The organism is Acinetobacter sp. YH16031 (assembly GCF_013417335.1).
Taxonomy (GTDB): domain Bacteria; phylum Pseudomonadota; class Gammaproteobacteria; order Pseudomonadales; family Moraxellaceae; genus Acinetobacter.
Window position 1 is genome coordinate 13,603 of sequence record NZ_VPED01000033.1, and the last position, 22,267, is coordinate 35,869.

Sequence of the window (22,267 nt, forward strand, 5' to 3'; positions counted from 1 at the left end):
GTGTGCATTCCTTAAGAAACTGTTGAATCGTCATTACGTTTGTCTTGTTTTTCCTGGCGCAGTTCAACCCAGGTTTTCAGAACCAGAGTCACAATTGCGAGGAGAGCCAGGAGCGATGACACGGCAAACGCAGCACTAAAGGTATATTCGTTATAAAGAATCTCGACGTGTAGCGGCAAAGTATTGGTTTCACCACGAATATGGCCAGAAACTACTGATACTGCACCGAACTCACCCATGGCGCGGGCATTACACAGAATTACGCCGTAAATCAGACCCCATTTGATATTTGGCAGGGTCACTTTCCAGAAGGTTTGCCAGCCAGATGCACCGAGTACAATCGCAGCTTCTTCTTCTTCAGTACCTTGCGCTTCCATTAAAGGGATCAGCTCACGTGCTACAAAAGGTACGGTAATAAATACAGTCGCTAAAACAATCGCAGGAACGGCATACAGAATCTTGATGTCGTTATCCATTAACCATTCACCCATCCAGCCTTGAGTACCGAAAATCAGTACGAGCATCAAACCTGCAATAACAGGTGATACCGAGAAAGGCATATCGATAATGGTGGTTAAAACTGATTTACCTGGGAAGTTAAACTTCGCCACTGACCAGGCTGCAGCTACGCCGAATACTACATTCATTGGTACTGCGATCACAGCCGTTAGTAAAGTCAGTTTGACCGCAGATAAAGTATCTGGATGAACAAGGGCTTGGGTATAAACGCCAACGCCTTGTTTAAACGCTTCAACAAAGATTAGAACTAAAGGCAGAATCAGGCAGCTTAAAAAGAAGATCAATGCAATCACAATCAGTGTATAACGTACCCAAGTCGGCTCACGAGTCGCATCGCGGGATTGCAATTTTTCAGCCAGCGCATTGCTGTTGGTATTTAAACTCATCGTGCAGTTCTCCCGGTACGGCGGCTCGCCCAAGCTTGCAATAAGTTAATCAGGAAGAGCATTACAAAGGAAATGAGCAGCATCACTACAGCAATTGTGGTCGCACCGGCATAGTCATATTCTTCCAGACGGGAAATAATCATTAATGGTGCAATTTCAGTTTCAAAGGGCTGATTACCGGCAATGAAAATGACCGAGCCATATTCACCGACACCACGTGCAAAGGCCAAAGCAAAACCTGTGATCAGTGCTGGCAGCAGAATTGGGAAAATGACTTTGGTGACGATCTGAAAACGGTTCGCACCGAGTGCAGATGCTGCTTCTTCCAGTTCGGTTTCTAAATCAGAAAGAACCGGCTGTACCGTACGGACCACAAAAGGAATACCGATAAAGATCAAAGCCAAGGTAATACCGATCGGGGTATAAGCTACCTTGATGCCGATTGGATCCAGATATTGACCAATCCAGCCAGTCGGTGCATATAAAGAAGTCAGAGCAATACCGGCAACTGCGGTTGGCAGGGCAAAAGGCAGATCGACCAGTGCATCGACAATACGTTTACCCGGAAAGCTATAACGCACCAGACACCATGCCAGTAACAGGCCAAAAACTACATTAATCAAAGCAGCAATAATGGCTGAACTGAAGCTTAGCTGTAATGATTTCAAGATACGTTCAGAGCTCAGGATTTCCCATAAGCCTTCCCAGCCAATGCCGAGTGATTTAATAAAAACGGCAGATAGCGGGATCAGAACGATTAATGACAAATACGCTAGGGTAAAGCCTAGAGAAAGACCAAATCCTGGCAGCACTCGGGATCGCTGCGACATGATTACTCCTCAAAAGAGAGAATGCTGGTTAAAGTTAACCAGCGAAAATTAGAAAATAGAATCGGCACAAGCATAATTTGCAGGGACTAAAATGCAAATTTAAAATAATACTTGCTCTCATCAACTTTGCTGATATGGTGCATAGCCTTTTCTGAAATCAAATATTGTTCAATTTCAGGGAAAGAACCAAAACCGGAAGCAACATTGACATGGCCTACAGCTCCCAGATTAATCGGTTTGATCTTCCAGGCTTTCGCCAGAACCTGAGCATCTTCAAAACTTAGCCATGGATCATTTTCACTGATCAACAAAGTCGTTGGAGCCTGAATCTTGAGCTGCTGAAAATAGGCACTGTAATCTGTCTGGCTATCACGGGCAAAACCATTTTCCCCAAAACGTGCCGGATTGGCAGGTGCAACCAGAACCAGATTTTTGACTTTAGTATTCAGTTCAGGATGCTGGGCCAGTGCTGCCACGCTGGTCAAAGAGCCAAAGCTATGTGCCACAATTTGTACATCATCTGGAATGGCTTGCAGGGTTTTAACAAATTCTGCGACCCATACATCCAGTACCGGATGATTCCAGTCTTTTTGCTGTACACGGGAGCAACGCATGAGCCGGTGTTGCAGGCAGGTTTGCCAGTGATTGTATTCACTGCCACCTACACCTGGAACAATGAGGGTATGTATCATGCGAATGCTCCTTGTCTGTTCAATGTGAAACTTATTTTGCTGTATTGGCTTTTACGATTTGATCGAAAATGCCGCCATTTTCAAAGTGAGCTTTTTGCACTTTGTCCCAACCCCCAAATTCCTGATCAATAGTCACCAGTTTTAGTGGCTTGAAAACCTGACTGTACTTTGCCAATACTTTTTCATTGCGTGGGCGGTAGAAGTTACGTGCTGAGATTTCCTGACCCAGTGGTGAGTAAAGGAAGTTTAAATAACCTTGTGCCAAGTATTTGTTGCCTTTTTTATTGGCATTCTTTTCAACAATCGCCACGGGTGGCTCAGCCAGAATTGACAAGGAAGGAGTCACAATTTCAAACTTGCCTGGTTGTTCACGAAGGGCTAAATGTGCTTCATTTTCCCAAGCGAGTAATACGTCACCAATACCGCGTTCAGCAAAAGTGGTGGTTGAACCACGCGCACCTGAATCAAGTACTTTGGTTTGTTTATAGATTTTACGAACAAATTCTTGTGCAGTTTTGTCGTTACCGCCCGGTAAGTGTTTGGCATATGCCCAAGCTGCTAAATAGTTCCAGCGTGCACCGCCTGAAGTTTTAGGATTTGGTGTGATAATCGCTACACCTGGTTTTACCAGGTCACTCCAATCCTTGATGCCCTTTGGATTGCCTTTACGTACCAGGAATACAATAGTAGAAGTATATGGTGTTGAGTTTTGTGGTAATTTTTTCTGCCAGTCTGCAGGTAACAGTTTGGCTTTTTCGACCAGTACATCAATGTCAGCGGCTAATGCCAAAGTTACGACATCGGCATCCAGACCATCAATCACGGCACGTGCCTGTTTACCTGAACCGCCATGTGACTGTTTAAAGTTGATGCTTTGGCCAGTACGACTTTTCCAGTATTTACCAAATTCTTTGTTGACGTCTTCATAGAGTTCACGCGTCGGATCATAAGAGACATTCAGAAAGTCGCGCGCTGCAGCAGAAAATGAAGTTGCTGAAATAACAGCAGCCAGAACCCCTAGTTTTAGTTTTGTTGAAATGCTCATGTGAACCTCAAACTCTTACACGTTTTGTAACATGAGTGAAGAATAAACCTATTCTTTATGCATAAAAAATAATTAAAAATGAATTTTATATGAAAATATAAGATAAAAGATTTTATAAGTATTTGAAACAATAATGGCCTTATTCAATACGGCCATTGCATAAACATTTATTATTACGATTTTGTGCTATTTGCCTTTACGATCTGATCAAAGATACCGCCATTGGCAAAGTGTTTTTTCTGTACCTTGTCCCAACCGCCAAACTCTTTATCAATGGTCACCAGCTTCAGCGATTTAAAGACATTGCTGTATTGTTTTAATACTGCCGCATTACGTGGGCGATAGAAATTCTTTGCAGCAACCGTTTGACCCGCAGGTGAGTACAGGTAGTTCAAATAAGCTTTAGCCAGATTTTCATTACCATCTTTTTTGGCATTCTTTTCAACGATTGCCACGGGTGGTTCAGCTAGAATCGACAAAGAAGGGATGATGATTTCAAACTTGCCTGGCTGTTCACGAATGGCTAAATGTGCTTCATTTTCCCAAGCCAGCAATACATCACCGATACCACGTTCAGCGAAAGTCGTTGTTGAACCACGTGCACCTGAGTCGAGTACTTTAGTTTGTTTGTAGATCTGGCGAACAAAGTCTTGAGCTTTAGTATCATTACCGCCTGGCTGATGTTTCGCCCAAGCCCAAGCTGCTAAATAGTTCCAGCGCGCGCCACCAGAAGTTTTTGGGTTTGGTGTAATGATTTCTACGCCCGGTTTCACCAGATCGCCCCAGTCTTTAATGCCTTTAGGATTACCTTTTTTCACCAGGAAAACGATGGTTGAGGTATAAGGTGTCGAGTTTTGTGGGAATTTTTTCTGCCAGTCTTTTGGTAGCAAGCCGCGTGCTGCAATCTCATCGATATCTGCCGCTAGGGCCAAAGTCACGACGTCAGCATCTAGACCATCAATGACAGCACGTGCCTGTTTTCCTGAACCGCCATGTGACTGTTTAAAGTTCACATCCTGACCAGTAGATTTTTTCCAGTAAGCACTGAATTCTTTATTAAAGTTATCGTACAATTCGCGAGTTGGATCATAAGACACGTTCAGAAAGTCTTTTGCAGATACGCTAAAAGTGGTTACTGAAATAAGTGCTGCCAATACCCCAATTTTTAATTTACGGATGTTCATATTTGCCTCAAATGTTTCTTTGTTTTGTTGGATGGGGCAAGAATAGCTGGAGTTTTTTTGCATAAAAAATAATTAAAAACGAATTTTATGTGAGTAAAACAGATATATAGACAGAGCTTATATTTCATCGCTCTATCCGTCATCAGAGAGGCCTTAAAAGCATGCTGTATTTAAAAAATGCTCAACCTGTCAAAGATATAGATGTGCTGGATCGTGCCTTTCATTATGGTGATGGTTGCTTTACTACCGCACGCATCCGTCGAAACCGAATCGAGTTGGCAGACCGTCATCTAGCCCGTTTAAGGATGAGCCAGCAAAAATTAAGTTTGCAGGCTGATCTGGACCTGATTGAAAAAAGTTTGCAAGCGTTATTGAAATCAGAAGCTGAACTGAACGGCACCTTAAAGATTGTACTGAGTCGTGGTATAGGGCAGCGTGGTTATAGCCTGCCAGACCATCCGGCAGATCTTTGGGTGTTCTATTATCCGAAAACTGTACAGGACTTCAATTATGAACAGATTCAGACGGGTGTGTTGCAACAGGCCATTGGTCTCAGTATGCCGAATCTGGTTGGGTTGAAAACCTTAAACCGTCTGGAACAGGTTTTGCTTAAACAGGAAGCGAATCAGCATGGCTGGCCGGAAGCATTGGTCACTGATGTGCAGGGCACGATTGTTGAAGGGGTGAGCAGTAATTGCTTCATTCGTATAAACAATACATGGATTACACCAGAACTTCGTTATAATGGCGTCTTCGGTGTGATGCGTGCAGAAATTTTGCAACGTATGCATGATCAGGGCATTATCTGTCAGCAGCGTGATGTGGAAATGGATGAAATTCCCCATATCGACAGCCTGTTTTTCTGCAATGCGCTCAGTCCGATGAAAATTGTCACTCAATTTGAGCAGCGTGCTTTAAATGTAGATGCTTGTATTGAACTTTTTAACCGTCTTCGATTGAACCAGATGCCTTATTAATATGTCAGCTTCCAAGTCTAAAACCAAAAAGAAAAATAATGCCAAACGCCCTGGTTTCATGAAAGGGATAGTTCTATTTCTAATCGGGATACTCCTGGTTCTAGGGTTGATCCTGAAAGCTAGCCTATGGAAAGATTATCCTGTAGAAGATCAAAAACAGTTACTGGCAATTAGTAACGGTGAAACCTATTCTGGATTTATTGATCGGCTGGCCAAAGAAAATCATGTCAGCTTTCCGATTATTTTAAAGCTGTATCAGCGCATCATGATTCATGACACCATGAAGGCGGGTGTTTATGAAATTCCTCAAGGTATGAGTATTCGTGCAGTGCTGGACATGATTTCTAATGCAGAAAATGCTCAGATGAACCGGATTCTGGTGATTGAAGGTACGACTTTTAAACAGCTGATTGATGCCTTAAAGAAAGATGATCTGGTAACTAAAGAAGTGGTGAATTTGCCAACCGATCAATTGCTCAAAGAACTCAATATTCCATTTAATCATCCTGAAGGTCTGTTTGCTCCGGATACCTATTTCTTTGCCAAAGGCGAAACGGATCGCAAGATCCTAACCGATCTTTATCAGCGCCAGATGAAGTCTCTGGATCAGGCTTGGGAAAAACGTGCTTCAGATCTGCCATATCAGAATAAATATGAAGCGCTAATCATGGCATCGATCATTGAAAAAGAAACCAGTCTGGATAGCGAGTTACAACAGGTATCTGGTGTATTTGTGCGCCGTTTGAAAATCGGCATGCGTCTACAGACAGATCCAACCGTAATTTATGGTATGGGTGAGAATTACAAGGGTAATATCACCCGTCAGGATTTACGCACTCCAACACCCTATAACACCTATACCATGGCTGGCTTACCACCGACACCGATTGCCTTGCCAAGCAAGAAAGCCATTGAAGCAGCGATGCATCCGGACAATTCACAAAATATTTATTTTGTTGCAACGGGTAATGGTGGGCATAAATTCAGCAGCAGTCTGCAAGACCACAATAGAGCAGTGCAAGAGTATCTTTCTGTTTTACGTTCAAAAAATAAGGAATGAGCATGTTTATCAGCTTTGAAGGCACTGAGGGTGTAGGGAAAACCACACTCATTCGTCGTATCTATGATGATTTTATTGCTCAAGGTAAAGAGGTCGTGTTGACCCGCGAGCCGGGTGGCACACCAATGGCAGAACAGATTCGTTCGCTGTTATTGGCCGTAAACCACGAAGAAGCGATGTGCCATGATACAGAGTTATTGCTGATGTATGCGGCACGTGCCCAGCATCTGGCACAAGTGATTTTACCCGCTTTAAATGCTGGAAAAATTGTCTTATGTGATCGCTTCAGTGATGCCAGTTTTGCCTATCAATGTGCAGGACGTGGACTCAGTGAAGACAAGCTGAATCTGTTAAATCAAAATTTTGTGGAACGTATGCCAGATATTACGTTTTGGCTGGATGCACCGATTGAACTGGGTATGAATCGCGCTCGTGCCCGAGGTGTGCTGGATCGGTTTGAGCAAGAGAAAGTTACTTTCTTTGAGAAAGTTCGCGCTGGATATGCAACACTATGCCAGCGTCATCCAGAGCGGATTAAATGTCTGGATGCAACTCAAACACCGGATCAGGTGTTTGAACAGGCGCTGTCTTATTTAAAATAATTTTATTCTAAAGACATTTTTGGCATACTTTTCTCTAGTTATTTCAAGGAAGAATCTTCTATATTGGAATAAATCAGGAAGATAAAACATGATGAAAAGTACAAGAGAAGAAATCATCCAGTTTTTACAGCAGGAATTTCCGCAGAGCCTGGAAAAGTGCCAGATCGAAGCTGTAGTGCCTCAGGGTGCAACCGTACTGTATCGCGTGAGTGAGCAGGAATTGCGCCCCGGCGGCACAGTGTCTGGACCCACCATGATGACCTTGGCCGATCTGGCTTTATATATTGCGATCCTCGGTGAGATTGGACTGGTTGGTCTGGCAGTGACCACGAACTTGAATATCAATTTTCTGCGTAAACCTTCGGGTGGTGTTGATCTGCGAGGGGAAAGTAAATTGATGAAAGTGGGGAAGGCGCTCATTGTGGGAGAAGTCTGGATTTATTCGATTGATCAGGAAGAGCCGGTTGCCCATGTGACAGCAACCTATTCGGTTCCACCACGTAAAGAACACGTGCATTCCTTAAAATGCTGATTAACTCTTACAAATCATATGCTTTATTTAAATCCTGATTATTCTAAAAATTTAAAAAATCAGAGCCAAAGAAAAGGCAGATAACATTTAAAAATATTATCTGCCTTATTTATATCTTTAAGCATTCACCAAAGGAGTTTCTACTTCAAAACTTGGTGGAATCAGTACGGTTTTACGTAGCTCAGGCAGCAATTCTGGATAATCCAGGGTGAAATGCAGGCCACGGGATTCCTTACGTTGCATGGCACAACGTACAATCATCTCTGAAACCAATACCAGATTACGCAGCTCGATCAAGTTTTTGCTCACCTGATAATCCTGATAATACTCATTAATTTCTTTCTTCAACATCTCAATCCGGTGCAGGGCACGTTCCAGACGTTTAGTGGTACGCACAATACCGACATAGTTCCACATGGTCTGACGCAGCTCGTCCCAGTTTTGCAGAATAACTACATCTTCATCAGGATTAGTGACCTGAGAATCATCCCATTCTGGTACCTCAGGGATTGCTTGATCTGCCTTGAAATTTTCCTGAATATGTTTGGCAGCACTCATGCCATACACAAAACATTCTAAAAGTGAGTTACTGGCCATGCGGTTAGCACCATGTAAGCCGGTATAGGATGTTTCACCAATGGCATAGAGTCCGGCAATATCGGTCTGACTGTTTTCATCTACGACCACACCGCCACAGGTATAATGCGCAGCAGGAACCACAGGAATCATTTCCTTGGTGATGTCGATGCCAAGCTCTAGCAGACGTGCATATAAGGTTGGAAAGTGTTCCTTGATGAAGCTTTCATCTTTATGGGTAATGTCTAGCCAGACATGACGAATGCCCAGACGTTTAATTTCATAGTCAATCGCGCGTGCCACAATATCACGTGGTGCCAGTTCAGCACGCTCATCAAAACGCAGCATAAAACGCTCACCATCAGGTAGGCGTAAATACGCACCTTCACCACGCATAGCTTCTGTGATCAGGAATGAACGGGCTTGCGGATGATATAAACAGGTCGGATGGAACTGGTTGAATTCCATATTGGCAACCCGGCAACCGGCACGATAAGCCATCGCAATCCCATCACCGGTCGCGATATCAGGGTTCGAGGTATAAAGATAGGCTTTCATCGCACCGCCACAAGCCAGAGCAGTAAATGGAGCTAAGAAAGTGTGGACTTGTGCACTTGCTTCATTGAGTGCATATAAACCTAAAGCGCGATTTTCACCATCTAAGCCCAGTTTTTGTGAGCAGATCAGATCAATCGCAATGTAATTTTCAAAGATGGTAATATTTTCTTTTTCCTGAGCGCGCTGTACCAACGTGGTAGAAATGGCACGCCCAGTCGCATCAGCTGCGTGAATGATTCGGCGCTGTGAATGGCCGCCTTCACGGGTCAAATGTAATTGTTCCTGCTCATCCAGGGTAAATTGCACGCCGTGTTTCAGCAGAAAATCCACCGAAGGCTTACCACCTTCAACCGTCTGCTTCACCGCATCCATTTCACACAGATGTACACCTGCAATCATGGTGTCATCAATATGCTGTTCAATCGAGTCTGTCTCATCCAGTACTGCTGCAACGCCGCCTTGTGCATAATAGGTACTGGCATCGGTCAGGGTGGATTTGGCAAGAACTGCAATATTAAAATGTTCAGGCAAAGAAAGTGCTAGACTAAGACCGGCACCACCACTGCCCACAATGATCACGTCAAAATGATGGGTAAGGGGAAAATTAGACATGTCCATCAGCTAATTGAAAAAAGTCCGTTAATCAGAGCGCTTTTTTGTACAAAAGGCAAGCGTTTAAGTGCTCATTTATTGATGAAAAAAATTAATAAAAGCTTTAACTTAATGCTTTAGAAAAATTAAAGGTTGCCAACATTCAAGCTTTCGAACATATTGTTACTTAAAATATATGAAGTTTGTGATAAAACCTATTTACATAAATTTATCAACAATTTGGGTGAATAATTTATATGAAAATTCTGGATTTAAAAAAAGGATTATTTGCAGCGACTGTTACCATGAGTGCTGCTCAGTTACAGGCAGTAACACCCGTCGATTTTTCTAACCTGGTTGATCAGGTTAGTCCGGCAGTTGTCAGTGTGAGTGTTGTCAAGAAAATGAGCGAAGAAGAGCTCTTGCAACAACAGGTTCCTGAAATTTTACGCCGTTTCTTTGGTAATCAGGTGATTATTCCGCAGCCACGTGTACCGCAGGAAAAAACCGGATATGGGAGTGCCTTCTTCATTAGTAAGGATGGCTATCTGCTGACCAACCACCACGTAGTTGAAGATGCGTCTAAAGTGACAATTACCTTGAATGATCGTCGGGAAATTGATGCGACAGTTGTGGGAAGTGACGAGCGTACTGACGTCGCTTTATTGAAAGTCAATGGTTCAGGTTTCCCGGAACTGCGTACTGGTGATGTTGATAAATTACGTGTAGGTGAGCCTGTACTAGCAATCGGTTCGCCTTTTGGTTTTGACTACTCCGCTTCCGCCGGCATTGTCAGTGCCAAGATGCGTAACATGATGGGCGAAACAGCCGTACCATTTATTCAAACTGACGTTGCCCTCAACCCGGGGAACTCGGGTGGACCATTATTTAATCAGCGTGGTGAAGTGGTGGGGGTGAACTCACGAATCTTCAGTGGTACTGGCGGTTATATGGGTCTGTCATTTTCGATTCCCATTGATGTCGCTATGGAAGTCGCTGACCAGCTGAAACGCGATGGTAAGGTGACCCGTTCTTATCTGGGTGTAAGTCTGCAAGATATCGACCGTACTTTGGCTGAATCTTATAAATTATCTAAGCCAGAAGGTTCTTTAATTACTCAGGTGGCACCAAACTCGCCTGCGGCTAAAGCGGGTCTGCAAGCCGGTGATGTGATTTTAAAATACAATGGTACTGATATTTCACGCACTAGCCAGTTGCTGAACTATTTGAACCGTTCTGCGCCTAAACAGCAGATCCAGTTAGAAGTATTACGTGATGATAAACGTCGTAGTATCAATGCAACACTCACGACTGCGCCAGATGAAACGCCAGCCAAAGCAGGTAACCAGGCTCAGCCAAATAAAGGTCCGGTATTAGGCGTTACTATTCGTGAATTAAGCCCGGCTGAAAAAGAACGTTTAGAGATTAAGGGTGGTGTAGTCATTCAAGATGTTCGTAGAGACGGGATCGCAGCTCAGGCACGGATTATGCCAAATGATGTCGTGACTCAAATCAATGGTAAAGCAATCTTGAACAGTAACCAGTTTGTGGAAGCTGTGGCAGATCTAAAAAAAGGCAGTGTTGCCCGTGTCGGTCTGATTCGTCAGGGTCAACGTGCCATTGTCGGGATGCGCATTTCATAAAATAAATGAATCTTCAATAAAAGACCGCTTGTATAGGCGGTTTTTTATTCTTCGCAATTTACCCGAGGCATAATTTCTGTAGACTCTGTACATAGAAAAAATTGCGATAAAGGATTAGAGAAAAGTGACCGGTATTTTTGACCAAGTTTTGAAGGTACAACCTGAACATATTGATCGTCTAGGACATGTGAATAACGTAGTTTATGTGCAGTGGATGCAGGATGTGGCCTCGGCCCATATCGAGCAATTAGGACTCGGTTTAAATGAATATTTGCAACTTAAACATGCCATGGTTGCAGTTGAACATCATGTCCAGTATCGCAAAGCGGCATTTGAAGGGGATGAACTGATTTTAAGAACCTGGTTAAGTGATCTGAATGCCTTGTATTCATTCAGACAGTATGCTTTTTATCGTCCAAAGGATCAGAATGTCCTATTTACCGGTAGCACGCAGTGGGCCTGTATCGAAATTGCGTCGGGTCGTCCGAAGCGTATGTCGCCAAGTTTTACCCAAACTTATCAGCCTCTCTCAGACAGTATTAACCCTTATGATTTTTCTACTTTATATTTGAGTGAAGAAGCAAAGGCGATAAGAGAAGAATCAATCTAATAAGGTAATGATATCGAGATTGAATAGAGTGTAGCTACCAAATAGGAGGCAACCCATTTAACAAGCTGTTTTCTTGAAAAAAAGCTGAGGAAAAGAAAATAAAACATAAAGCGGTTATGTATTTAAGATAGGCGAGAGAGAAGAAAGATAATTCTTTTTCTGTATCTCCATTCTGCTATAATCCTCGGCAATTTCTATTCGGCTTTTGTTATGCAATGACTTTTTAAATTGCATAGCGCGTTTTTTTCTCAAGGTAGCCCATGGCGCAAGCTAAAAAATCTGTTGATATTAAAAACATTCGTAACTTCTCGATTATTGCGCATATTGACCACGGTAAATCGACTCTGGCAGATCGTTTTATTCAAACTTGTGGTGGTTTGCAGGATCGTGAAATGCAGGCTCAAGTTCTTGATTCTATGGAACTTGAACGCGAACGTGGGATTACCATCAAAGCGACTTCGGTCACCTTGTACTATACCCATCCCAATGGCCAAGAGTATCAGTTGAACTTCATTGATACCCCGGGACACGTGGATTTCTCTTATGAAGTTTCACGTTCTTTGGCGGCCTGTGAAGGTGCACTTCTCGTTGTAGATGCAGCGCAAGGGGTAGAAGCGCAGTCTGTTGCAAACTGCTATACCGCGATTGAGCAGGGTCTGGAAGTTTTACCAGTACTGAACAAGATTGACTTGCCACAAGCTGAACCCGAACGTGTAATTCAGGAAATTGAAGATATTATCGGGATTGAAGCGACTGAAGCACCGACCTGTTCAGCAAAAACTGGCCTAGGTATTGAAGGTGTACTTGAAACGCTGGTGAATGTCATTCCTGCACCAACAGGTGAACGTGATGCACCGCTGCAAGCGTTGATTATTGACTCATGGTTCGATAACTACCTGGGCGTGGTATCTCTGGTTCGTGTGAAACAGGGGCGTGTTCGCAAAGGCGACAAGATGCTGGTGAAATCGACTGGTCAGACACATATCATCACTTCAGTCGGTATTTTCAATCCGAAGCATACTGAAACCGATATCCTTGAAGCGGGTGAAGTTGGTTTCGTGATTGCCGGTATTAAAGACATTTTTGGCGCACCAGTCGGTGATACCATTACGCTGGCAACTACTCCAGAAGTTCCAACATTACCTGGCTTTAAAAAAGTAAAACCACAGGTCTATGCGGGCCTGTTCCCAATCGATTCCAGTGATTTTGAACCTTTCCGTGAAGCATTGCATAAACTGCAAATCAATGACTCTGCGTTGTTCTTCGAACCAGAAAGTTCTGATGCTCTAGGCTTCGGTTTCCGCTGTGGCTTCTTAGGTATGCTGCACATGGAGATCGTACAGGAGCGTCTAGAACGTGAATACGATCTGGATTTGATCTCTTCAGCACCAACGGTAATTTATGAAGCAGTGATGAAAAATGGCAATACCATTTACATCGATAGCCCGTCAAAAATGCCAGATGGCTCAACTGTTGAAGACCTGCGTGAACCAATTGCAGAATGTCATATCTTGGTACCACAAGAATACTTAGGTAATGTGATGACCCTATGTATTGAGCGCCGTGGTGTACAAAAAGACATGAAGTTCATGGCGAATCAGGTATCCGTTACTTTTGAAATTCCAATGGCCGAAGTGGTGATGGATTTCTTTGATAAATTGAAATCTTGTTCACGTGGTTTTGCGTCACTAGATTACAACTTTGTGCGTTTTGAAAGTTCATCACTGGTGAAAGTGGATGTCCTGATCAATGGTGAAAAAGTCGATGCTTTAGCAATGATTTGCCATCGCCAGGATGCACGTCACCGTGGAATTGCACTGGTTGAAAAAATGAAAGACCTGATTCCTCGTCAGATGTTTGATGTGGCAATTCAGGCGGCTATTGGTGCGCAAATTATTGCCCGTTCTACTGTAAAAGCAATGCGTAAAAACGTATTGGCAAAATGTTATGGTGGTGACGTATCACGTAAGAAGAAACTTCTTGCAAAACAGAAAGAAGGTAAGAAACGTATGAAACAGGTGGGTAGTGTTGAAATTCCACAAGAAGCGTTCTTAGCTGTACTGAAAGTCGAACGCTAATACTATAAGGATAATAAGCCCATGGATTTTGATTTTAATTTGATTCTTGTTCCTGCGACCTTATTTTTCGTCGTGGTCTGGTTGCTGGATAAATTTGTTCTGAAACAACGACAGACCAAAGGCAAGGGCAATGAAAACTTCATTATTACTTGGGCTTATGATTTCTGGCCGGTTTTGGCCGTCGTTTTAGTATTGCGTTCTTTCCTGTACGAACCTTTCAATATTCCATCAGATTCTATGGTTCCAACACTGGAAACCGGTGATTTTATCCTGGTCAATAAATTTGACTATGGTGTGAAATTACCGATTGTAAATACAAAAATTCTGGATACAGGTAGCCCGGAACGTGGTGATGTCGTGGTCTTCCGTTATCCACCACAACCAACGATTAGCTATATCAAACGTGTAATTGGTTTGCCAGGTGATCATATTGTTTATGATCATGGCCAGTTAACCATTAATGGTGAGAAAGTAGCAAAAGTTCCAGTAGAATTCAGTCGTGAAAAAGATCGCCTGGATACGCCAAATTCGATTTATCATAAAGAAACCATTGGCGAACATACCTTCACTATGCGTGAGCTGGAAGGAGTCAATGTAGCTCGTCAGGCTCCATTCCTTAACTATATAGAAAATGGTAAGTTTTCAGCTGAAAATGGTTTATATTGGGAAGTGAAAGTTCCAGAAAATCATTACTTTGCGATGGGGGATAATCGCGATCAAAGTGCTGACAGTCGTTTCTGGGGCTTTGTTCCGGAAGAAAACTTAACAGGTCGCGCATTCTATATCTGGATGCATAAAGAACCTGGCTTTAAACTGCCATCGTTTAGTCGAAACGGAATAATCGATTAATTATTTCAGTCAGGAAAATAAAAAATGAAACATCAACAAGGTGCTTCGTATATTGGAATTTTATTTGCAATCGTGGGGTTTGCTTTTCTTGCCAAAGTTGCGATTGCAGTTTGGGGGCCATACTTTGATGATCGTATGGTGGACAATCAGATTGAGGAACTTTTAAAGAGTTCTCCGGCAAATATTGCACCAGAAAAATTTCGTCAGCAGATGGGTCAGCGTTTAGAAATGAACAATATTCGCGATCTGAAGTTTGATGAAATTGCCAAGGTAACCAATACTGATGGTTTACAGGTGCACAAGAATTATGAAATTCGCAAGAATTTCATATTGAATATCGATTTAGTGATGAAGTTTGAGAAAGATTTTGATCAAAGCACAGTCAAAACTAAATGATGAGCGTCTTGCCAAGCGGATCGGCTATCAGTTTAAACAAGCTGATCTGTTAAAACTGGCATTGACTCATCGTTCAGTCAGTCATAAACACAACTATGAACGCCTAGAATTTCTAGGCGATTCTCTTTTAGGGATGATCATAGCCAATTATCTCTTTACTGCTTACCCACAGGAAAATGAGGGTCGTCTGACGCGTATGCGTGCGACTCTTGTCCGACAGGAAGCGCTAGGGAAAATTGCCAATGATCTAAAATTGAGTCAGAACCTGATTCTCAGTACGGGTGAGCTGAAATCGGGTGGTCATCATCGTGAGTCTATACTTGCGGATACGGTCGAAGCCATCATTGGTGCGATCTATGTGGATTGCGGTGATCTCACTGTACTACAGGCGATTGTGCTAAAATGGTACGAGCCGTATTTAGACAATATAGAACCAACGGATCAACTGAAAGACCCTAAATCACGCCTACAGGAATATTTACAAGCACGTAAAAAACCTCTCCCAGTTTACGAGGTTGTAGATATTCAGGGTGATGCCCCGAACCAGCATTTCAAAGTGGAATGCCAGGTAGAAGGCTTGCCGGTCATGGCCGGTGAAGGTTCAAGCCGACGATTCGCTGAACAGGCGGTTGCGGCAGATATTTTAAAACATTTGGAGCATAAGTCTTAATGACTACTCATTCCGATCACATTGATGCTGATCACGAGTCGCAAAGCGACAGCAATGACTTGATTAGTCAATTTTTCAGTGCACAGGGTACTGAAATTCCTTCTGATTATCGTAGCGGTTTCGTGGCGATTGTCGGACGTCCAAACGTGGGTAAATCAACCTTGATGAACCACTTACTGGGCCAGAAACTTTCAATTACTTCACGTAAACCACAAACTACACGTCATAAAATCGTAGGGATTGATTCACGTGAAAAGTCTCAGGCGGTATTTGTTGATACACCGGGGATGCATAAGAAAGAAGTGCGTGCCATCAATAAAATGATGAACCGAGCTGCGCACTCTGCATTGCGTGACGTGAACTTGGTGCTGTTTGTAGTTGATGCACAAAAATGGACCCAGAACGATGAGCTTGTTCTGGAGAAATTAAAAAATGCGGATATGCCAGTCATTCTGGTGATCAACAAGCTGGACACGTTCGAGAACAAGAATGAGGCCTTACCGCTGATTCGTGAACGTGCCAAACTGATGAACTTTGCTGAAATCGTACCGGTGTCTGCACTTCGTGGTGCCAACCTCGAACACTTACGCGATACGATTGCCAAGTATCTGCCATTCCAGCCGCCGCTATATTCACTGGATCAGCTTACCGATCGTTCAGAGCGTTTCCTGGCCTCTGAAATTATCCGTGAAAAGATCATGCGTCAGTTAGGTGAAGAACTACCATACGATTTAACTGTTCAGATCGAATCTTTCAAAACTGAAGAGCCGACCCTGAACGAAAAAACAGGTCGTATGAAGCCGGCATGTACTTATATTGATGCGACTATTTTCGTTGATCGTGCTGGCCAGAAAGCCATTGTGATTGGTGAAAAAGGCTCCAAGCTGAAAAAAATCGGTATGGATGCTCGTGTCGACATGGAAAAAATGTTCGAGCAGAAAATCATGCTAACGCTTTGGGTGAAAGTCAAAGGCGGCTGGTCTGATGATGAGCGGGCACTGAAAAGTCTAGGTTATAGCGACATTTAAATTGGACGGGAACGGATCATGATGAAATTTCTGGCAGTCATTGCATGTGTTTTATTTTTGCAGGGCTGTATTCATAAAGTAGTGACCGTTCCTGCCAAAGTTGCCTATAAAACCACAAAGTACGCGGTCAAAGGGACCGCGGCTGTTGTGGGTGCCGCCATTCCTGATGGGGATGACGAAGAAGACGAGAAAAACTCAAAAAAGAATAAAGATTAAAGAAGCAGCCTATGCGTAATGAAGTGCTGCATGGATACCTGATTCATCATCGTAAATATCGCGATCGCAGTCATATTGTGCATTTATTTACCCAGGAATATGGCCGTATCGACGGGATACTGAGACAAAATCCTCCACCCCAATATCAACCCATCAGCTTGTTAGCTTCAGGCAAATCTGAACTGAAAAACTTCACCAAATTAGAAATTGTTAATCAGCCGATCTTTTTTTTCGGTGATGCCTTCTTTTCTGGCTTTTATCTGAATGAAATCCTGTTGCGTTTATGTCCGCTTGAAGTGCAAATGCCGCTGACCTTTGCCAAATATGGCGAAACGTTGAATGCCTTGCAAAAACTCTCCGATCAGGAAAATCCCAATACTTATTTAAAACAGGTTCTGCGTCAGTTTGAACATATCTTATTAGAAGAACTAGGCTATGAACTGGATTTTTCGGTCGATGCCAATCAGGCACCAATCAATCCCGTGCAACATTACTATTTTCAGTTGAATGAAGGTTTTATGCCTTCGGCTAAAGCCTTACGTTCAACCATGTCGGGCCAGCAGATTTTAACAATGCAGCACTATGAAAATGGTAGGGATTTTAATCCAGAACAGTTACAATTACTGACGAAGCTATATCGACAGGTGATCACTGCTTTGCTTGGTGATCGACCACTAAAAAGTCGACAATTGTGGATCCAAAATTCTCAATCTCAATCGTAGTTAGGAAAATATTATGGCTGCATTACTTGGTGTCAATATTGACCATGTCGCAACTTTAAGACAAGCACGTGGTACGACGTACCCAGACCCAGTCAATGCTGCATTGATCTGTGAGCAGGCCGGTGCAGAGGGAATTACCCTGCATTTGCGCGAAGACCGCCGACATATTCAGGACGAAGATGTACGTCGTATGCGTCCGGTATTAACTACCCATATGAATCTGGAAATGGCCGTAACTGATGAAATGGTGGCGATTGCTAAAGAAATCCAGCCGCAGCATGTCTGTTTTGTACCGGAAAAACGTCAGGAAGTGACGACTGAAGGTGGTTTGGATGTCGTTGGTCATTTTGAAGATGTGAAAAAAGCTACGCAGGAACTGTCTGCGATTGGCTGTGATGTGTCGCTATTTATTGATGCAGACATTGCCCAGATTGATGCGGCAGTGGCTTGTGGTGCACCTACAATTGAGCTTCATACAGGTGCTTATGCCGATGCAGCAACGCCTGAAGCACAGCAGGTTGAACTAGAGCGTATTATCAAAGGGGCAGAGTATGCGGCTTCTAAAGGTTTGGTGGTCAATGCAGGTCATGGTCTGAACCTGGATAATGTCACTCCAATTGCTGCAATTCCTCAAATTCATGAATTAAATATTGGTCACTCGATTATTGCTGATGCAGTTTTTGTTGGTCTGGCGCAAGCTGTACAACAAATGAAGGCTGCAATTAAAGCTGCGCGTTAAGATTGCAAAAGATATATGTCAAATATTGATTATGATGAACTGATGAAGCCTGTCATTGGCTTCTTGGGTTGTGAAACACCAAAAGCCTGGCTTGATGAGGCATTACAGAATCTGGAGATCCTGATGCAGGATCATGCCAACTGTGAGAAGAAAGCAGCCAGTACAGCAATGAACCTGATGTTCCGCTATAGCTTCTTCGTAGATTTACAAGTGAAACTGGCGCAACTGGTCCGTGAAGAAATGCTGCACTATGAACAGGTGCTGGAATTCATGAATAAGCGTGGCCAGCAATGGATTGGACTCAGTGCAGGGCGTTATGCAGGTGGTTTGCGTAAGGAAATCCGAACCTATGAACCCGAAGCATTAATTGATGTGCTGGTGATTGGTGCTTTTGTAGAAGCACGTTCTTGTGAGCGATTCTATGCGCTTGCGCCGCTGGTGGATGATGAGCTAGGACGTTACTACCGTTACTTGCTTAAATCTGAATCTCGCCATTTTGAGGACTACTTGGCCTTAGCTTTAGATGTGGCAAAAACCGCTAAACTGAAAAATCCACAAGAAGATATTCAAAGCCGAATTGAGCATATCCGTGAAGTAGAAAAGAATCTGATTCTTAGTCCAGATGAAATGTTCCGTTTCCACAGTGGTGTGCCTGCAAAAGCAGCTTAAAAAGCTACTCAATTAAGACATTAAAAAATATCCTCCAAATCGGGGGATTTTTTTATAAATATAAGATTCGCTACCTAGCTTATTTATCTATTGAAAGGATTTAAAATAGCCTAAGCATTTTAAAATTTGATTAGAAGGAAAAACTTGAAGTGCAAGATAGCAAAAGCTGTCGTCAATTTTAGAATAACGGCTTATAACAGCACATTTGATTAAACGAGAATATAAGCCAATCTAACTAGGTAAATAAAAGGGCAGAGTAAGAATATATAAGAGAAAAGAAGAATCGAATCATTTTATAAATGAAATTTCAGGCAATAAAAAAGCCCAAGTCTTAAATGCTTGGGCTTTCTTGAATTTGGCTCTCCCACCTGGGCTCGAACCAGGGACCTGCGGATTAACAGTCCGTCGCTCTACCGACTGAGCTATGGGAGAATCTGAATGCGATTATAGAGAGATTTTGCAAAGGGTCAAGAAAAAACTGTCATATTTATTACAAATTGCACTTATCTGATTTTAATTTAAACGATTGCATTAAATTCTTAAAAAATGCTTGTCAGAACAAATTTCACTTGCTAGATTGAAAACATAAAGTCGTTTGACCAAATGGTCAAACAGTGTGGATTTAAACCTACTTGCCAGCACAAAAATGGCTAAACCGGAGAAAGCGAATGAATACGCTCACTATCCCTCAAATCTTCTCTCAACTGTCTTTTTATCAAGATCATTATCTCGATATTATTCAAGATTCAGCTCAATACTTTACCCCTGTGGCTGGTGCAGAAATCCGTTTATGGCCCTTAGCGACCAAACAATTGTATCTGGGTGACTTGCTGCAATTATGGTTTGCAGAAAAGTGGTTGGTCGAACAAGAACGCCAATTTAGCTTTGAGATCTTTCTGAACACGCCTGAAACTCGGCAAAAAGAACTTTATATTTATGCGCTTACTGGCAATCTTCTGACTGGGTCGAACCAGTCTAAAGTGTGGCAGGCTTCTGCTAAAGAAACTCAGGTGCTTAGTGTATCGAATGTTTCTAAGCATTATTTTGAATATCGGGCTTTGACTCAGCCGAAGCTGGTAAAAGCACCGCAAGGGAAATGGGGCGTACTTTAAGCCTTAAACACGTTAATGGTCGGAATTGCGAAAAATCATACAGGTTGCTGTGGCATGGGCATAAATACGACCTTCGTCATCCAGAATTTGACCTTCGGAAATACCTAGGTTTTTACTGAGATTAATTGATTTTCCGATCGCTTTTAGTTCTTGGTTGTGAGGAATTGGACGGCACATTTTTACATTCAGATCAATTGTGCCATAACCGACACCGGCTTCAAGTAAAGTATGAATCGCGCAGCCTGTTACCGTATCTAAAACAGTTGCGGCAAAACCGCCATGTACACCTCCCATAGGATTCAGATGGCGTTCATCAGCTTTTACAAAAAAGGTCACATGTCCCGGTTCGACTTCGCCAGCAGACATGGGAATGGTGGTTGCCATAGAAGGCATAGACAGATTGCCCTTAAGCATCTCTTGCATAATCTGCAAACCTGAAAGATTCTTGAGATCCATAGCTTGTCCTTATTATTTTAAATACTGGATTTGAATGACAAGTTTAGGCAGATGGTGCTTCGATCAGCAATAAAAAATTGTATGAGGAAATGTACAAAGCCTTTTACTTATGATGAATCCGGTAAAATGATTAAAAATAATAATACCGAGGAAGAATAATCATGAAAGCGAGATGTTTATGCGGAGCGACTCGATTTGAAGTTCAGCTCAGAAATCATGAAGTTGCTGCCTGTCATTGTTCCATGTGCCGCCGCCAGACAAGTGGACCATTAATGTCGATTGATATAGAAAATATTCACTTTATTGATCAGCAGCATTTATCTGTTGCAAGTACTTCTGAATGGGCAGAGCGTGGTTTTTGCAATGCCTGTGGTACTTTTATTTTCTGGCGGACCAAAGATCATTCCTTTGCCAATATTAATGTATTTACTTTGGAGCAACTGCCAGAGGATCTGGATTTCAATTTAGAAATTTATATAGATCATCAGCCAGCATTTTATTCATTTAACAATCAAACCAAAAAAATGACAGAAGCTGAGGTAATTGCTATGTTCCAGCAACCTAACTCCTGAAATGAATATCATTAGATAAAGGAAGAGCAAGTCTGGTGATTTTATCTGATGAAAATAATCTTTTTAAAATTAAGAACACTATATAAGTGCATATATATCATTAAATAAAAATACTGATTAGCAGGTTCGTATTTCAAATAGCATCCTGCTTTTCATGTCATGATCATTCTTTCTTTTGATTAAATTGTTAAATTGGAACGAAAAAAACTCATAGTTTCTGAGCTCAATAAATTATTATTTTCTATAAGCGAACTAAAGATAGAAACTAAACTTTTCTATAAAAATCAATAAATATAAAGATTTATGGCACAAGGATTGTATGTGATTTCCACTGTATATCTCAGTTTTAAATAATTCAGTTTAAAAATAAAACCCGAGAAAAGAATTAAGAATAGAGTGATTTTGCAATGAAACAGTTTTTGCATCTTTGGGTACCGATTTTTTTGAGTAATAGCATCATAATGTTGGTCGGAATATTTGACATGATTTTCCTGTCTCATTACTCACCGCAACATGTGGCTGCTATGGCTGTGTGTTTATCTATTTATTCTTTATTATTTGTTTCGGGGACGGGGATTTTGCAGGGTATGATGCAGGAACTTGCTGAAGCATATGGGCGACGTGCTTTTGATGATATTCAAAAAATTCTGAAACAGAGCATCCTTATTGTCATCGTCCTGTCTGTATTTGCAGGATGGCTATTAACTCATGCAGATCCTTTGCTACATCTGTTAAAAGCAGATAGTGCATTACAGGCTTTGATTCAACCTTTTTTATGGTTACTGGCTTGGACGCTTCCAGCACATTTGTTAGTACGTATTTTATATATCTTAGATTAGCATTTGAAGTGCAACACCATGTTGTTGCCATAATACCTGACTCGGACTTTTAAAGCCGAGTCTTTTTCTTGGACGATGATTCAAGCGTTGAGTAATTTCTGCAATATATGCATCCG

At 42.3% G+C, this 22,267-nt stretch carries 25 protein-coding genes and 1 tRNA gene; 18 read left to right on the forward strand and 8 right to left on the reverse strand.

The features are described from left to right. Positions 1-11 precede the first annotated feature (11 nt). The 5 genes from cysW to FTV31_RS13005 all read right to left on the reverse strand — a co-directional run bounded on the left by cysW (position 12) and on the right by FTV31_RS13005 (position 4,656). Positions 12-905: a sulfate ABC transporter permease subunit CysW gene (cysW, locus tag FTV31_RS12985; RefSeq protein ID WP_180015216.1), complete on the reverse strand. Its 894-nt coding sequence runs from the start codon at positions 903-905 to the stop codon at positions 12-14. Continuing rightward, the gene (gene cysT, locus FTV31_RS12990) at positions 902-1,735 is read right to left on the reverse strand and encodes a sulfate ABC transporter permease subunit CysT (protein WP_004784537.1); all 834 of its coding nucleotides are present in this window, start codon (positions 1,733-1,735) and stop codon (positions 902-904) included. The genes cysW and cysT overlap by 4 nt, the downstream gene beginning before the upstream one ends. An 86-nt stretch (positions 1,736-1,821) precedes the next feature. After that, the gene (locus tag FTV31_RS12995) at positions 1,822-2,427 is read right to left on the reverse strand and encodes an alpha/beta hydrolase (protein WP_180015218.1); all 606 of its coding nucleotides are present in this window, start codon (positions 2,425-2,427) and stop codon (positions 1,822-1,824) included. A 31-nt stretch (positions 2,428-2,458) separates the two neighbouring features. Next, positions 2,459-3,472: a sulfate ABC transporter substrate-binding protein gene (locus tag FTV31_RS13000; RefSeq protein ID WP_180015220.1), complete on the reverse strand. Its 1,014-nt coding sequence runs from the start codon at positions 3,470-3,472 to the stop codon at positions 2,459-2,461. A gap of 173 nt (positions 3,473-3,645) precedes the next feature. Continuing rightward, entirely contained in the window at positions 3,646-4,656 is a 1,011-nt protein-coding gene (locus tag FTV31_RS13005; protein ID WP_180015222.1) for a sulfate ABC transporter substrate-binding protein, read from the reverse strand. Positions 4,657-4,817: 161 nt separating this feature from the next. Between FTV31_RS13005 and pabC the strand changes: the two genes are divergently transcribed. From pabC to FTV31_RS13025, 4 genes are all read left to right on the forward strand, one after another. After that, the gene (gene pabC / locus FTV31_RS13010; RefSeq protein ID WP_180015224.1) at positions 4,818-5,633 is read left to right on the forward strand and encodes an aminodeoxychorismate lyase; all 816 of its coding nucleotides are present in this window, start codon (positions 4,818-4,820) and stop codon (positions 5,631-5,633) included. 1 nt (position 5,634) lies between these two features. After that, positions 5,635-6,693, forward strand: a complete 1,059-nt coding sequence (gene mltG / locus FTV31_RS13015; RefSeq protein ID WP_180015226.1) for an endolytic transglycosylase MltG — start codon at positions 5,635-5,637, stop codon at positions 6,691-6,693. 2 nt (positions 6,694-6,695) lie between these two features. Then, a complete protein-coding gene (gene tmk / locus FTV31_RS13020; protein WP_180015228.1) occupies positions 6,696-7,295 on the forward strand; it encodes a dTMP kinase in 600 nt (199 codons plus the stop codon). A 91-nt stretch (positions 7,296-7,386) separates the two neighbouring features. Further along, positions 7,387-7,827 (forward strand): PaaI family thioesterase, encoded by a 441-nt coding sequence (locus FTV31_RS13025; protein WP_171505604.1) that lies wholly within the window; start codon positions 7,387-7,389, stop codon positions 7,825-7,827. Between the two features lie 117 nt (positions 7,828-7,944). On the opposite strand, the gene nadB is transcribed toward FTV31_RS13025, so the two are convergent. After that, a complete protein-coding gene (gene nadB / locus FTV31_RS13030) occupies positions 7,945-9,573 on the reverse strand; it encodes an L-aspartate oxidase (protein WP_180015230.1) in 1,629 nt (542 codons plus the stop codon). Between the two features lie 236 nt (positions 9,574-9,809). On the opposite strand from nadB, the gene FTV31_RS13035 reads away from it, so the two are divergent. The 11 genes from FTV31_RS13035 to FTV31_RS13085 all read left to right on the forward strand — a co-directional run bounded on the left by FTV31_RS13035 (position 9,810) and on the right by FTV31_RS13085 (position 19,172). Next, positions 9,810-11,195, forward strand: a complete 1,386-nt coding sequence (locus FTV31_RS13035) for a Do family serine endopeptidase (RefSeq protein WP_125279350.1) — start codon at positions 9,810-9,812, stop codon at positions 11,193-11,195. 124 nt (positions 11,196-11,319) lie between these two features. Then, complete coding sequence (locus FTV31_RS13040; protein ID WP_180015232.1) at positions 11,320-11,805, forward strand: thioesterase family protein; 486 nt, start codon at positions 11,320-11,322, stop codon at positions 11,803-11,805. A gap of 260 nt (positions 11,806-12,065) precedes the next feature. Further along, complete coding sequence (lepA, locus tag FTV31_RS13045; RefSeq protein WP_180002815.1) at positions 12,066-13,883, forward strand: translation elongation factor 4; 1,818 nt, start codon at positions 12,066-12,068, stop codon at positions 13,881-13,883. Between the two features lie 21 nt (positions 13,884-13,904). Continuing rightward, positions 13,905-14,732 (forward strand): signal peptidase I, encoded by an 828-nt coding sequence (gene lepB / locus FTV31_RS13050; protein ID WP_180015234.1) that lies wholly within the window; start codon positions 13,905-13,907, stop codon positions 14,730-14,732. Positions 14,733-14,756: 24 nt separating this feature from the next. Then, positions 14,757-15,128, forward strand: a complete 372-nt coding sequence (locus FTV31_RS13055) for a DUF4845 domain-containing protein (RefSeq protein WP_034703931.1) — start codon at positions 14,757-14,759, stop codon at positions 15,126-15,128. After that, positions 15,100-15,798, forward strand: a complete 699-nt coding sequence (gene rnc / locus FTV31_RS13060; protein ID WP_004784515.1) for a ribonuclease III — start codon at positions 15,100-15,102, stop codon at positions 15,796-15,798. Before FTV31_RS13055 ends, rnc begins: the two co-directional genes overlap by 29 nt. Beyond that, positions 15,798-16,826: a GTPase Era gene (era, locus tag FTV31_RS13065; protein WP_004784513.1), complete on the forward strand. Its 1,029-nt coding sequence runs from the start codon at positions 15,798-15,800 to the stop codon at positions 16,824-16,826. Before rnc ends, era begins: the two co-directional genes overlap by 1 nt. Positions 16,827-16,844: 18 nt before the next feature. Further along, positions 16,845-17,042 (forward strand): NF038104 family lipoprotein, encoded by a 198-nt coding sequence (locus tag FTV31_RS13070; protein WP_034593121.1) that lies wholly within the window; start codon positions 16,845-16,847, stop codon positions 17,040-17,042. 11 nt (positions 17,043-17,053) lie between these two features. After that, complete coding sequence (locus FTV31_RS13075; protein WP_180015236.1) at positions 17,054-17,764, forward strand: DNA repair protein RecO; 711 nt, start codon at positions 17,054-17,056, stop codon at positions 17,762-17,764. 13 nt (positions 17,765-17,777) lie between these two features. Then, complete coding sequence (gene pdxJ / locus FTV31_RS13080; protein WP_180015238.1) at positions 17,778-18,503, forward strand: pyridoxine 5'-phosphate synthase; 726 nt, start codon at positions 17,778-17,780, stop codon at positions 18,501-18,503. A gap of 15 nt (positions 18,504-18,518) precedes the next feature. Continuing rightward, a complete protein-coding gene (locus FTV31_RS13085; protein WP_179992703.1) occupies positions 18,519-19,172 on the forward strand; it encodes a tRNA-(ms[2]io[6]A)-hydroxylase in 654 nt (217 codons plus the stop codon). A 356-nt stretch (positions 19,173-19,528) separates the two neighbouring features. On the opposite strand, the gene FTV31_RS13090 is transcribed toward FTV31_RS13085, so the two are convergent. After that, positions 19,529-19,604 (reverse strand) — tRNA-Asn (locus FTV31_RS13090). A gap of 236 nt (positions 19,605-19,840) precedes the next feature. Between FTV31_RS13090 and FTV31_RS13095 the strand changes: the two genes are divergently transcribed. After that, positions 19,841-20,284 (forward strand): hypothetical protein, encoded by a 444-nt coding sequence (locus FTV31_RS13095; RefSeq protein ID WP_166138302.1) that lies wholly within the window; start codon positions 19,841-19,843, stop codon positions 20,282-20,284. 12 nt (positions 20,285-20,296) lie between these two features. On the opposite strand, the gene FTV31_RS13100 is transcribed toward FTV31_RS13095, so the two are convergent. Next, positions 20,297-20,740: a PaaI family thioesterase gene (locus FTV31_RS13100; RefSeq protein ID WP_180015240.1), complete on the reverse strand. Its 444-nt coding sequence runs from the start codon at positions 20,738-20,740 to the stop codon at positions 20,297-20,299. A 161-nt stretch (positions 20,741-20,901) separates the two neighbouring features. On the opposite strand from FTV31_RS13100, the gene FTV31_RS13105 reads away from it, so the two are divergent. Together FTV31_RS13105 and FTV31_RS13110 are read left to right on the forward strand one after the other, a co-directional pair. Beyond that, on the forward strand, positions 20,902-21,312 hold the full coding sequence (locus tag FTV31_RS13105; RefSeq protein WP_180015242.1) for a GFA family protein: 411 nt from the start codon (positions 20,902-20,904) through the stop codon (positions 21,310-21,312). Positions 21,313-21,719: 407 nt separating this feature from the next. Beyond that, the gene (locus tag FTV31_RS13110; protein ID WP_257227190.1) at positions 21,720-22,151 is read left to right on the forward strand and encodes an MATE family efflux transporter; all 432 of its coding nucleotides are present in this window, start codon (positions 21,720-21,722) and stop codon (positions 22,149-22,151) included. Positions 22,152-22,267 lie beyond the last annotated feature (116 nt).